Source organism: Nonomuraea fuscirosea (genome assembly GCF_003001935.1).
Lineage (GTDB): Bacteria > Actinomycetota > Actinomycetes > Streptosporangiales > Streptosporangiaceae > Nonomuraea > Nonomuraea fuscirosea.
Window position 1 is genome coordinate 403,788 of the sequence record NZ_PVNG01000005.1, and the last position, 11,921, is coordinate 415,708.

An 11,921-nucleotide genomic window follows, 5' to 3' on the forward strand; every position below is an offset into this window, starting at 1 on the left:
AATGGCTCTAAGCAAACCTAAAGATCCTAAGGAGCGACTGTGGAATCCCTGTGGTGGATCCTGCTCGCGGTGATGGTGCTGGTGACGGCCGTGTGGTGGCGGATGTCCCGATCCGCCCATCTCCGGCGGCAGAGGAAGTCCTGACATGGCCGGTACGACGCGCGGCCGCCGGCGGAAGGCGATCATCGTGGGAGGCGGCATCGGCGGGCTCGCCACGGCCGTCGCCTTTCATCGGCGCGGCTGGCAGGTGGAGGTCCTGGAACGCGCCCCCGCGTTCACCGAGGCAGGCGCCGGGCTGAGCATCCAGCCCAACGGCCTGCGCGCGCTGGACGCCCTCGGCCTCGGCGACCGGCTGCGCGCCGACGGGCCGGCCGACCCACCCGCGGGCATCCGCGGCAGCCACGGTGACTGGTTGATCCGCAACGACGTCGACGGCCTCAAGCGCCGCTTCGGCCCGTGGGCGACCGTGCACCGGGCCGCCCTGGTCGCCCTGCTGCGCGCGGCCGTTCCGCCCGAGGCGTTACGGCCCGGCGTCGACGTCCGGGGTGTGCGGCCTGACGGCACGGTCCACCACGGCGGCGGCGCCTCCGCCGCCGATCTCGTGGTGGGCGCCGACGGCGTGCACAGCGTGACCCGGCGCTCCCTCTGGCCCGAGCTTCCCGGGCCGCGCTACGTCGGCTACACCACCTGGCGGCTCATCGCGCCGCCTCAGCTCGTCGAGGGAAGTGCGGAGACGTGGGGCAGGGGCGAACGGTTCGGACACGTGCCGATGCCCGACGGCCGTGTCTACTGCTACGCGATGGCCAACGCCCCGGCCGGCTCCCGCATCGGCCTGGCCGAGCTGCGCGAACGCTTCGCCCGCTGGCACGCACCCATCCCCGCGCTGCTCGCATCCGCGGACGAGAAGACGGTGCTGCAACACGACACCTATGAGCTGCCGAAGTTGCCCGCGTACGTCCGCGGCAACGTCGCCGTGCTCGGCGACGCGGCCCACGCCATGACCCCCAACCTGGGGCAGGGCGCCTGCCAGGCACTTGAGGACGCGGTCACGCTCGCGCACGCGGTGGACACCCTCGGCGTGCGCGCGGGGCTGGCGGCCTACGACGGCGCCCGCAGGCCGCGGACCCAGCTGATCGTCCGCCGTTCCCGCCAGGCGGGCGCCGCCGCGCACTGGACCTCCACGCCGCTGACCACGCTGCGGGACGCCCTCCTCCCCCGCCTCCCGAACGCGCTCTTCGCCCGCTCCCTCACCCCCGCCTACGACTGGAGGCTCTGACACCCTGATCGCGGAGCGCCTACGCTGCCGCCATGAACGACGGCCCCGCGTACGCGATGACCTTCAGCAGCGGCCCGCAGCCCATCGACGACTTCGCACCGAAGCTCGGCGGGGATCCCGTCTGGCTGGAGGCCCCGCAATGGCCGCTCTGCCACCGGCACGAGCGGTCCATGGGCTTCATCGGCCAGTTCCGGCTGCCCGGTCAGCCCCTTCGCATGGCCTATCTGTTCATGGGCGGCCGGTGCGAGCTGACCTTCGAACCCGACGCCGGCGAGAACGCCCTGATCGTCCAGCCCGGCCGGGTGCCGGGCTTCATCGAGACGATTCCCGTCGCCACCGGTGACTCCCTGGTCGGACCCGAGGTCCTCATCGATCTGGACGAGGTGGAGCAGGCGGAGCTGGAACGAGGAGAGTCCTACCTCCTGGGGGAGCCGACGTGGCTGCAGCATCGGCAGCACCCGCCCGGCGGCCCGTGGTCGTTCTTCTTCCAGCTCCACTCCTCCGTACCAGGCGTGTACGAGGTGAACTTCGGCGACGGAGGCGTCGGGTACGGCTTTCTCAGCGGCGACGAGCAGGAAGGGCGCTTCCTGTGGCAGTGCTGACCGCGTCCGGGGTCAGTCTGAGCGGACGTGGCCGCGTCGGGTGAGGGCGAGCACCAGCAGGAGCACGGCCACCCCGGCCAGGCCGACGACGTTGCAGGCGTCGGTGAACGCCGCCCGTACGCCGGCCAGGAGGTGGAGGTCACCGCGGGCCGTGGCGTCGCGGACGCCGTCGACGACGCTGCCGGCGGCCGTCGTGCCCGGGAGGTCGAGCCGGGCGCGGTAGACCACGGTGCCCAGCGAGCCGAGGACGGTGAGGCCGACGGCGATGCCGAGTTCGTTGCTGACCTGGGCCAGGGCGGCCCCCGCTCCGGCCCGCTGCGGTGGCGCGGCGCTGATGACGTGGTCCATGAGCAGCGGGAACGCCGCGCCGATGCCGAAGGCGGCCAGTGCCGCGCCGGCGGCGGCCAGGGGGCGGCCGGCCCAGGTGACGGGCAGGAACGCGTACAGGATGAAGCCGAGCGTCATGACCAGCAGCATCGCCAGGACGACCGTGCGCTGGGGCAGGTGACGGTTGAGCCACGGGCCCAGGTTCGAGGCGGCGATCATGAGAACGATCTGGGGCAGGGTCCACCAGGCGGCTTCGAGCGGGGTCAGTCCTTGGACGTCCTGGAGGTAGAGGTTGAAGAACAGCGAACTGCCGCCCATGATCACCGAGGTCAGGAACAGGGCGGCCAGGGTACGCGCCACCGCCGGGGTGCCGATCAGGCTCAGGTCGAGCAGCGGGTTGTCCAGGCGCCGCTGGCGGCGGGCGAACAGCGCGGCCAGGACGATCCCGGCGGTCAGGGTGAGCCACACCGAGGCGGTGGCGCCGTCGTTGATCCAGGCCTTGAGCGCGTACACGATCGCGAGGATCGCGGCCAGGCTCTGCGCGGTGCTCAGCAGGTCGATGCGGGGCGCCTGCTCGGATCGGGTCTCCGGCAGCAGGCGCGGGACGACGGCGATGGTGACGGCCATGACCGGTACGCCGACCAGGAACACCGATCCCCACCAGAAGTGGGCGAGCAGCAGTCCGCCGACGAAGGGCGCGACGGCCATGCCGCCCAGGAAGACGGTCATGTAGGCGCCCATCGCCTGAATACGTGCCTTGGTGTCGGTGAACAGGACGCCGATCAGGGACATGGAGGCGGGCATGATGGCCGATCCGGCCATGCCCATGACGGCGCGGGCGAGGATGACCAGGAGCGGGGTGGTGGCGAAGGCGCCGACGGCGGAGGCGGCCGCGAAGACGGCCGCGCAGATGAGGATCATGCGGCGGCGGCCGATCCGGTCACCGATGGCGCCGGTGGCGAGCATGGATCCGGCGACCAGGAAGTTGTAGCTGTCGATGATCCACAGCAGCTCGGCGGCGCTGGGATGCAGGTCGCGGGCCAGCGACGGCAGGGCGACGCCCATGACGGAGATGTCGATGGCGACCAGTAGGGTGGGCAGGGCGAGTGCGGCCAGCGCCCATCTCCGGCGTCGTACGTCCGTGAGCGTGTTCATGCTGCTGCGGGAATCCTTCGTGCGTTGCGGACGAGGGGGAGGACGGCCGCCATGAGGACCGCGGTGATCAACAGGGCCGGCGGGTAGCCGGTGAACGGTGCCAGGAGGCCGACGGCGAACGCCCCGGCGGCCATGCCGCTGTCGTAGGCGGCGTTCCACAGGGCACTGACGGTGCTGAACATCTCCGGCCGGACGCGGGCGTACATGACGGTCATGGTGGCGTTCTGCAGGACGCCGAATCCGGCGCCGAACACCGCCGCGCCGACCATGACGCTCACGCTCCAGGAGGTCAGCGACACGGCGGCCATCCCGGCGGCGGACAGCAGCAGCCCCGGCAGCAGCAGTCCCTCGTGCCCGCGACGGTCGCCGGCGCGGCCGGCGACCCACTTGGCGAGCGTCGCGGTGGCCGACTGGGCCAGCAGCGCGGCCGGCGCGAGCCAGAGGGGCCCGCCGCGCACGGCCAGCGGCACGAACGTGCACAGGATGCCGGTCCCGGCGGCCGAGGCGGCGAAGATCGCCGCCGGCCACATCAGGGAGGGCGTGCGCAACCCGGCCATCACCCCCGCGGCCCGCCCCGCCGCCGCGGGACGACCCGGCAGGAACGGGACGGTCAGCACCGACAGGATCGGGACGGCGGCGGTGACGGCGAAGACGGCGTCATAGCCCGCGACCTGCGCGAGCCAGCTTCCCGCCGGCAGTCCCACGAGCGCGCTGACCCCGCTGACCAGGCCCACCAGCGCCAGCCCCTCGCCGCGCCGCGAGGCCGGCACCAGTTCGGCGGTGAGCGCGCCGCCCGCCACCACGGTGATCGCGAAGCCCACGCCGCGCAGGGCGCTGACGGCGATGACGACCGCGGCGTCGGAGGAGGCCATGAGCACGAGGGTGGGCGCGCCCAGGGCGAGCAGGCCGAGGCCGAGCGCCCAGCGGTAGCCGATCCTGGCGACCAGGGCGGGTGCGGCCAGTTCGACGGCGACGGTGGTCACCAGCAGGGCGGCGTTCGCGGCGCCGGCCGCGGTGGCGCCCGACGACCGCTCGGCGTACTCGGGGACGACGGCGAACGGGAGGAAGAACCCGATCGACGAGGCCACCACGGTGGCCATCCGCACCAGCAGGGCACCGGTGACGATCGGCGGGCGGGAGGCGGCGACGTTCACGACCGCTCCTCCGCGACGGTGACCTGAACCGCGCGGCCGCCCGGCTTCATAAGGGCGGCTTGAGCTGCCGAGCCGCCCAGCTCCGGCTCCGCCTCCAGCGGGGCGGAGTCGTGCAGCTCCGCCGCCAGCGACTTCAGCGCGGCGCGCATGTGCCGCTCGAACGGGGAGGTGTCGTCGCCGGTGAGGAAGGCGGCCTGTTCGGTGTGGACGAGCCTGGTCCCCGGCCCGTGCCGGGCGAACTCGACCGTGGCCAGCGACACCAGGACGCGTACCTGGTCGAGCAGCACGTCATAGCTGTAGACGATGCGCTTGCTCGCCACGATGTCGAGGTAGCGGGCCTGGAGGGTGTGCGCGGGGCCGCCGGGCGGGCCGCCGTGGTACCGCTCCAGCCCGTCCACGCGGAAGTCCAGCTCCAGGCGCGGGCTCCAGCCGGTGGGGCCGCCGGCCCAGCGGGCCTTGACGACCGGGTCGGCCCAGGCGGAGAAGACCTCGACCGGCGGGAGCGTGTACACGTGCTCGGCCACGAACGTCGCGTGTTTGATCATGGGGCCCTCCGTCGTCCAAGCGTTCCCTGTGACGATGGCTCGGGAGGAAGCACGGGCACATCCGTGATGATCGCCCGGACACCACGGATTCGCCACGGAAAGAGCACGGAGTCCACAATGAGGCGCATGGTGCCCAGGAAGCCCGGCGAACCCCACGGGCTCTCACCGCGCGAGGCCGAGGTGCTGGCCGGGGTGACCGAGCAGCTTTCCAACGCGCAGATCGCCCGCCGGCTGCAGGTCTCGGTACGCACCGTGGAGAGCCACGTCTCCTCGCTGCTGCGCAAGTACGGCGTGGCCGACCGGACGGCCCTGACCGCCATGAACCGGCACCTGTCCTCGACCTCGGTCAAACCGGGACGTATCACGCAGATCCCGGTCAGCCACACCTCCTTCGTCGGGCGCCGCCAGGAACGGCAGGACACGCTGGCGGCCCTCGCCCACGCGGCGCCGGTCTGCCTGGTGGGGCCGGGCGGCGTCGGCAAGACCCGGCTGGGCGCGGTCGTGGCGCAGGCGGCTTCAAGGGAGTTCTCCGCCGGTGGGGCGTTCGTCGATCTCGCCCCGATCGGGGAGGGATTCGTGCTGCGGGCGGTGGCCGACGCGCTCGGCCTGGCGGAACGCCCGCCCCAGCCGCTGGCGGAAGTGGTCGCGGAACGCCTCGCCCTGGGGCGCTCCCTGCTGGTCCTCGACAACTGCGAGCACCTGCTGGAAGAGGTCGGGGACCTCGTCGAGCGGCTGCGTGCCACCTGCCCCCGGGCGGGCATCCTGCTGGCCAGCAGGGAGCGGCCGGGCCTGGCGGGCGAGCGCGTCATCACGGTGCCGCCGCTGGCGGGCGAGGCGGAGGCACTGTTCCTGGACCGGGCCCGCGCGATCGACCCGGCGTTCACCGCCGAGCCCGCCGCGGTCGCCGAGGTGTGCGCCCGGCTCGACGGGCTCCCCCTGGCGATCGAGCTCGCCGCCTCACGCGTGGCCGCGCTCGGGATCGACGCCCTGCTGGTCGGTCTGCAGGACGCGTTGCGGTTACTGTCCGGCGCGCGCGGCAGGCCGCGACGCCACCGCTCGTTGCGCGCGGTGATCGGCTGGAGCTACGACCTGCTGGATGAGGAGGAACGTACGCTGCTGCGCCGGCTGTCGGTGTTCGCCGGCGGATTCGACCTGGCGGCGGCCGTCGCCGTCATGCCCGACCTGTCGCCCAGCGCGGTGGCCGACCTCATCGGGCGGCTCGTGGACAAGAGCCTGGCCGGGATCGCCGGTGGCAGCAGGTGGCGGTTGCTGGAGACCATCAGGGCCTTCGCCGCCGACCAGTTGACCGGCAGCGGCGAGACCGAGGCGGCCCTGCGGCTGCGGCTGCGGTGGGCCGCCCAGGCGGCGGAGACGCTGGAGGCGCGGCTGGAGGGTGGCGGGCAGCCGCTGGAGTCACGGCTCCGTGGTAGCCGGCAGCCGCAGTTCGACCTGGTGGCCGACGACCTGCGGGCCACGCTCGCGGACACCCCGGCCGTACCCGACCGGGACGCGCACCGGTTGGCCCGGTCACTGGCGCACCTGACGTTCGCGCGGGGCCACCACAGGGAGGCGATCGATCACTACCTGGCCGCCGCCGACCGGGCCCGCGCCGCTACCGACAGGCACGCCGGCCTCCTGAACGCGGCCGACACCGCCGTCGCCATCGCCGACGGACGGCTGGCGCTGAGGCTGTTGCTCCAGGCCGCGGACGTGGTCGGGGACACGGGCCGGCGTACCGCCACGCTCGCCTCCGCCCTCGCGCTCACCCACCGCTACCTGCGCGGCAGCGACCTTCCTCCCGTACGCGCACAGGTGGCGGAAGCGCTCCAGGCGGCGGCATCGAAGCCGCAGTCGGCACCGGCACCGGCACCGACATCGGCACCGGCATCGGCACCGGCACCGGCGGGCGACCGAACCGCAGCGCTGGTCGCGATCGCCTGGGCCTGGCAGCGAGGTGGCCTGGAGCTCGCCCGTACCGCCGCCGACAGCGCCCGCCGGTGCGGCGACCCCCTCGTCCTGCTGGCCGCCCTGGACGTGCTCACCGGTGCGAACGTTCAGGCCGGCCGGATGCGTACCGTTCAGCGGATCTCCCAGGAACGGCTCGCCCTGATCAAGGACCTGCCGGCGCACGAGCCGGCCGCCGCGGCCGAGATCGTGGACACCTTCCACTCCGCCGCCCGCGCCGCGTTGTGCGTCGGCGACCTGCCGGCCGCGATCGCCCTGGCGGGCCGGGCCGAGGTGGAGGATCCCATCGGCGAGCACCCGTACCTGTCCATTCCCAAGCTCATCAGGCCGCTCGCCCTGAGCGGCCGGTTCTCCAAGGTCTTCCACCAGGCACCGGCCATGTGGCAGGCCTGGCACCAGGCGGGCCGGCCGCGCAGCACCTGGCTGTCGACCGGCGTGTACGCCGCCGCCCTGGCCCACGGGCTGGCGGGCACCGGCGAGTTCGCCCTGTGGCGCTCGCGTGCCCTGGAGATGGCCGGGACCGATGACCCGGCCACCGCACCGGTCCTGGCGGCCTTCGCCGCGTTCGCCGACGCCCGGCTCGCCACCCACACCCACGTCATCGCCGGCGCCCGGCTTACCGCGCCCACCCACGACGACGTCGCCACGCTGGTCGAGCGCGCCTTCGCCGCCTTCTCCAGCCGCTGGTACGAGTCCTACGCCCGCGCCGCCGGCGCCGAACTGGCCGTCGTCGCGGGCCTGCCCGAGGCCGCCGAACTGGTGGCCGCCGCCTCGCCGTACGCGGAGCAGAGCACCTGGGCCGCCGCGAGCCTGGCCCGTGCCCGCGGCATCCTGTACGACGACCACGACGCGCTGACCGAGGCCGTCGACCTGTGGACCTCGATCAACGCCCGCTTCGAACGCGCCTGCACCCTGCGCCTGCTCTCCGCCCGGGCCCAGGGTTGAGCTCGGTCATGGAGCGGCGGGAATGTGGCACAGCGGGATGCGGGCGACGAAACAGGCACCCCGTTCCGTGTCTTCGGCGGCTTCGGCGGCTTCGGCGGCTTCGGCGGCTTCGGCGGCTTCGGCGGCTTCGGCGGCTTCGGCGGTGAGGGTTCCGCCGTGCTGTTCGGCGATCTGGCGGGCGATCGGCAGACCGAGCCCGGTGCCGCTGGGGTCCTTGGCGCGGGCGTCGTCGCGGCGGACGAAGCGCTGGAACACCCGCTCGCGCTCCTCAGCGGGGATGCCGGGGCCGTCGTCACTCACCGCCAGCACGGCCTGCCCGTCCTCGGCGCGTACCGAGACGGCGACGGTGGAGACGGCGTGGCGTTCGGCGTTGTCCAGCAGGTTGGTGAGCAGGCGGACGAGCCCGATGCGGTCGCCGAGCACGACGGCCGGCGCGAGGTCGCGGGTGATGGTCAGCGGCTGAAGGCGGCGGTCGAGTTCGCGGGCGACCAGCTCACTCACGTCCACCGGCTTGCGGGCGCCGGCGCAGCGGGCGTCCAGGCGGGAGAGTGTCAGCAGATCCGCCGCGATGGCCTGCAGTCGCTGCAGGCTGTCCAGCGTGGTGGCGAAGGTGACGGGCCAGTCGGCCTCGTCGGGGTGCAGCAGCGCTTCTTCCATCTGGGCCTGCATGGCGGTGATGGGGCTGCGCAGGTCGTGTGAGGCGTCGGAGGTGAACCGGCGTTCCCGCTGCAGAGCCGCTTCGAGCAGGTCCAGGGTCTCGTTCACGGCGCGGGCCAGGTCGTGGATCTCGTCGCGCGGCCCGGGTACGGGGACGCGGTGCCCGAGATCGGTCGAGGTGATCTTGGACAGCTGGGCCCGGATGGCGTCGACCGGTCTGAGCGCCCGGCCGACGATGCGGTACGCGCCGGCCGCGGTGAACCCGATCAGCAGCACGGACCCGACCAGCACACCGCCCAGGAGCCGGCCGCTGACGTACCAGGGGTGGGCCGGGGCGGCCGCGTACCCGATCCAGTTGCCGTCCTGTCGGGGGGCGAGCGTGGCGGAGACGAGCATGCAGTCGGGGGAGAAGACGGGCATGTCGCACAGGGTCTCCGTCCGTCCCATGCGTCCTTCCAGCGGGACGAAGGTGGCCATCGGCGGCCGTTCCCGCATGTTCGGGCTCGCCGCCACGACGCGGCCCACCGGGTCGATCATCTGGAGGGCCGCGACTCCCGGCTCAGCGTGTACGGAGGCCAGTTCGCCACGGGCGAGCAGGGCGATGGCGCGCATGTTCGCGTCGTGGCTGCGGCGGTTGCGTTCGGTCGTGCGCTCGGTGTGCACGCTCGTCAGGATCAGCGCGCCGAAGCCCACGCACAGCAGGGTCATCATCAGTGTCGCCAGTATGGTGAGCCGGGTTCGCACCGACCATTCGGATTGTCGCCTCAGCATGTGTCATCCCCTGTAACCAACGTAGCGAGGCGACCTGGGGTTTCTAGAGATCAACAGTCCAGATTCCCCCAATGCTGGATCAAGCCCGGCAAAGCCAGATAAATGACGATTTGTCGTGCCTGCGATACGGGTAGATCACCCGGCCGCTACGGCTACTTCCGTCCCCCGGGGGTGACCGCCGGCCCGTTCACGGGACCACCAGTGCCGAGGTCGAAGCCGCCCGCCATGAGCGCGTCGAGGTCGCAGTGGTCGTAGTGCTCGTGGCTGATGACGACGGCGTCGATCCGGCCGAGGGTCTCGACGGACGCGGCGATCGGCTCGCCCGGATAGTAGGTCGCCTGCTGGGTGAACCACGGGTCGGTGAGTACACGCGTGTCGCCGAACTCGCTCAGCTGGCAGGCGTGCCCGATCCGGGTCGCGCTCAGGGTGGTGGTCATGTGGGGCTCTCCTTGATGTCGTACGGGCTTCAGCGGTTTCCGAGGTCGAGCAGCGCGCCGAGCAGTTCCTCGGGTGACTCGACCTGGGGAAGGTGTCCCGTGCGAGGGAGCAGGGTGAAGGTCGACATCGGGATCGCGGCGGCGAACGCCTTGCCGTAGCCCGGGGTGACGATGCGGTCGCTCTCGCCCCACACGACGTGCACCGGGATCGCGACCTTCGCGAGCCGCTCGGCGAGGCTGGGGTCGGCCATGGCCGGACCGGCGTAGCCGACCAGGGCCTGCACGTCGGGACTCGGGCCGGGGGCCGGCGGCTGCGTGCGCGGGTCCTGAGTGGCGGCGGGCGGCGGCTGCGGCGCCTTGCGCGGGTCGTGGAACGAGAGCCGCTGGATCTCGGGCAGGGACAATCCTCTGATGTCGGCCTGGGGATGACCCTCGACCTCGATGCCGATCGCGTCGACGGCCACCACGCCGCTGACCCGGGGGCTGTTCAGCAGCGCGATCTCGGCCGCGAGCCAGCCGCCGAAGGAGTTGCCGATCACGGTGACGTCGGTGAGGTCGAGCCGGTCGAGCAGCGCGACGTACGCCTGGGCCAGGGCGGCGACACCGGTGAGCCCGGCGGGTTTCGGCGTGCCGCCGAAGCCGGGGTGCGTGGGCAGCAGGACACGCGAGTGGGTGCGTTCGGCGAGCAGGCCGGCGAAACCGGCCATCGAGGCCACGCCACCGCCGCCGTGCAGCAGCAGGAACGGCCGGGCGCGGTCGTGGTCGCGCACGGTGAGCTCGACCGCTCCCGCGCTGGTCTCGAGGATGTGGACGTCGGTACGGACGGGCCGGAGACTGCCGGCCGCGGGGGTTGAGGGCATGGTCGCTCCCAGGCGAATCAGGTTGCTTACATAAAGAACCTTATATCATCTTGCTTATATAAGGAAGCTGACTTGGTGAGATAAGCTGACAGGTATGCGACACCGCCAATCCGACGTCGGCCTCGCCGTCAAACGTCTGCAGCACCGCCACCACCGGGCGTTCAGCCGGGCGCTGGCCCCGCTGGGCCTCTCCCTGGTGCAGTGGGACACGCTGCGCCACCTGCGCCGCAACCCGGACGCCTCACTGCACGACCTCGCGGTGCTGACGTTCCAGACCGACCAGTCCTTCGGGTCGCTCGCGACCCGGATGGCGCAGCGCGGCCTGATCGAGCGGATACCCGGACCGGGCCGAGCGGTGCGGCACCGGCTCACGGAAGAGGGCGAACGATTGCTCGTGGCCGGTCAGGAGCTCGCCGACGGAGTCCTGAACGCCTCGTTCCAGAACCTCACGGAAGAGCAACTCGACCAGCTCGGCGACCTGCTCGACCTCGCGCTCGGCCCCGACCCGGCCTCCTGAACTCCGCCCTGCCCCGCGATGGCGCGCCCGACCTCCACCCCCCTCGCGATGGCGCGTCCGGGCATAGCACGCGCAGGTCTGTAGCGGCGCTATAGTTATAGCGATGCTACATAACCCAGCCGCCGTCGCTCGCGAGCGCATGCTCGCCGCGGCGTTCGAGATAGCCAGGAATGACGGTGTCGACGCCGTCACGACGCGGGCGGTCTGCACCGCCGCGGGCGTGCAGGCCCCCTCGCTGTACCACCACTTCGGCGACCGCGCGGGACTGATCAGCGCCGTGGTCGATGTGGCGTTCGAGGAGTATTTCCACCGCAAGGACGCCGCTGCCGCACCGGATGACGGGGATCCGCGCGCCCGGGTCGCCGCGGGATGGGACGCGCACGTCGCCTTCGCGCGCGCCTACCCGGGTCTCTACCCCGCGATGTACCCGGCGTCGGGCCCGCCGCCGAGCCAGTTGGGACGGAGCGGTGCGCTGCTGCGCGCCGGTTTCGACGAGCTTGAGCGAGCCGGCGCCCTCCGTCCCGGAATCACCGCGGCGCTGGCGACGAACGCGCTCCGCGCGGCCCTGCGCGGCGTGGCCCACGCCGTCGCCACGAACCCCGGCGACCGCGATGACATGACGTCCGCCGTCGTCCGTGACGCGCTCATCCACGCGCTCATCGTGGCTGACGACAGGCCGTGACCGGCCCCTTCTCGGCCCGGCCCGGGGT

General features: G+C 72.6%; 11 protein-coding genes. 5 read left to right on the forward strand and 6 right to left on the reverse strand.

Going from position 1 to position 11,921, the window contains the following annotated elements:
- Nucleotides 1-145: 145 nt before the first annotated feature.
- Nucleotides 146-1,276 (forward strand): FAD-dependent monooxygenase, encoded by a 1,131-nt coding sequence (locus B0I32_RS14660; RefSeq protein WP_106239008.1) that lies wholly within the window; start codon nt 146-148, stop codon nt 1,274-1,276.
- Nucleotides 1,277-1,308: 32 nt separating this feature from the next.
- Nucleotides 1,309-1,878, forward strand: coding sequence for a hypothetical protein (locus B0I32_RS14665; RefSeq protein ID WP_106239010.1), 570 nt, complete (start codon nt 1,309-1,311; stop codon nt 1,876-1,878).
- 12 nt (nt 1,879-1,890) lie between these two features.
- Here the strand turns inward: B0I32_RS14665 and B0I32_RS14670 are convergent, their stop codons facing one another.
- From B0I32_RS14670 to B0I32_RS14680, 3 genes are read right to left on the reverse strand one after another with little or no spacing between them, the layout of a single operon-like run.
- On the reverse strand, nt 1,891-3,360 hold the full coding sequence (locus B0I32_RS14670) for an MFS transporter (RefSeq protein WP_106239012.1): 1,470 nt from the start codon (nt 3,358-3,360) through the stop codon (nt 1,891-1,893).
- Complete coding sequence (locus tag B0I32_RS14675) at nt 3,357-4,514, reverse strand: MFS transporter (protein ID WP_219911791.1); 1,158 nt, start codon at nt 4,512-4,514, stop codon at nt 3,357-3,359. Before B0I32_RS14675 ends, B0I32_RS14670 begins: the two co-directional genes overlap by 4 nt.
- Nucleotides 4,511-5,059 carry an SRPBCC domain-containing protein gene (locus B0I32_RS14680; protein WP_106239015.1) on the reverse strand — a complete coding sequence of 183 codons (549 nt, stop codon included), beginning with the start codon at nt 5,057-5,059 and terminating at the stop codon, nt 4,511-4,513. The genes B0I32_RS14675 and B0I32_RS14680 overlap by 4 nt, the downstream gene beginning before the upstream one ends.
- 126 nt (nt 5,060-5,185) lie before the next feature.
- Here B0I32_RS14680 and B0I32_RS14685 point away from each other — a divergent pair, with 126 nt between their 5' ends.
- Nucleotides 5,186-7,969: an ATP-binding protein gene (locus B0I32_RS14685; protein WP_181307381.1), complete on the forward strand. Its 2,784-nt coding sequence runs from the start codon at nt 5,186-5,188 to the stop codon at nt 7,967-7,969.
- A 6-nt stretch (nt 7,970-7,975) separates the two neighbouring features.
- On the opposite strand, the gene B0I32_RS14690 is transcribed toward B0I32_RS14685, so the two are convergent.
- The 3 genes from B0I32_RS14690 to B0I32_RS14700 all read right to left on the reverse strand — a co-directional run bounded on the left by B0I32_RS14690 (nt 7,976) and on the right by B0I32_RS14700 (nt 10,694).
- The gene (locus tag B0I32_RS14690; protein ID WP_181307383.1) at nt 7,976-9,337 is read right to left on the reverse strand and encodes a sensor histidine kinase; all 1,362 of its coding nucleotides are present in this window, start codon (nt 9,335-9,337) and stop codon (nt 7,976-7,978) included.
- 212 nt (nt 9,338-9,549) lie between these two features.
- Nucleotides 9,550-9,834 (reverse strand): MBL fold metallo-hydrolase, encoded by a 285-nt coding sequence (locus tag B0I32_RS14695; protein WP_219911792.1) that lies wholly within the window; start codon nt 9,832-9,834, stop codon nt 9,550-9,552.
- 29 nt (nt 9,835-9,863) lie between these two features.
- A complete protein-coding gene (locus B0I32_RS14700; RefSeq protein WP_106239021.1) occupies nt 9,864-10,694 on the reverse strand; it encodes an alpha/beta fold hydrolase in 831 nt (276 codons plus the stop codon).
- Nucleotides 10,695-10,788: 94 nt separating this feature from the next.
- Here B0I32_RS14700 and B0I32_RS14705 point away from each other — a divergent pair, with 94 nt between their 5' ends.
- Entirely contained in the window at nt 10,789-11,211 is a 423-nt protein-coding gene (locus tag B0I32_RS14705; protein WP_106239023.1) for a MarR family winged helix-turn-helix transcriptional regulator, read from the forward strand.
- A 103-nt stretch (nt 11,212-11,314) separates the two neighbouring features.
- On the forward strand, nt 11,315-11,893 hold the full coding sequence (locus tag B0I32_RS14710; RefSeq protein WP_106239025.1) for a TetR/AcrR family transcriptional regulator: 579 nt from the start codon (nt 11,315-11,317) through the stop codon (nt 11,891-11,893).
- The last annotated feature ends 28 nt before the right edge of the window (nt 11,894-11,921 follow it).

What these genes read in the sequence shown, in the direction of transcription:
- B0I32_RS14685 (WP_181307381.1), top strand. Translation starts at nt 5,186, where the DNA reads ATGGTGCCCAGGAAGCCCGGCGAACCCCACGGGCTCTCACCGCGCGAG.
- B0I32_RS14660 (WP_106239008.1), top strand. Translation starts at nt 146, where the DNA reads ATGGCCGGTACGACGCGCGGCCGCCGGCGGAAGGCGATCATCGTGGGA.
- B0I32_RS14670 (WP_106239012.1), bottom strand. Translation starts at nt 3,360, where the DNA reads ATGAACACGCTCACGGACGTACGACGCCGGAGATGGGCGCTGGCCGCA.
- B0I32_RS14680 (WP_106239015.1), bottom strand. Translation starts at nt 5,059, where the DNA reads ATGATCAAACACGCGACGTTCGTGGCCGAGCACGTGTACACGCTCCCG.
- B0I32_RS14665 (WP_106239010.1), top strand. Translation starts at nt 1,309, where the DNA reads ATGAACGACGGCCCCGCGTACGCGATGACCTTCAGCAGCGGCCCGCAG.
- B0I32_RS14705 (WP_106239023.1), top strand. Translation starts at nt 10,789, where the DNA reads ATGCGACACCGCCAATCCGACGTCGGCCTCGCCGTCAAACGTCTGCAG.
- B0I32_RS14695 (WP_219911792.1), bottom strand. Translation starts at nt 9,834, where the DNA reads ATGACCACCACCCTGAGCGCGACCCGGATCGGGCACGCCTGCCAGCTG.
- B0I32_RS14690 (WP_181307383.1), bottom strand. Translation starts at nt 9,337, where the DNA reads ATGATGACCCTGCTGTGCGTGGGCTTCGGCGCGCTGATCCTGACGAGC.
- B0I32_RS14700 (WP_106239021.1), bottom strand. Translation starts at nt 10,694, where the DNA reads ATGCCCTCAACCCCCGCGGCCGGCAGTCTCCGGCCCGTCCGTACCGAC.
- B0I32_RS14710 (WP_106239025.1), top strand. Translation starts at nt 11,315, where the DNA reads ATGCTACATAACCCAGCCGCCGTCGCTCGCGAGCGCATGCTCGCCGCG.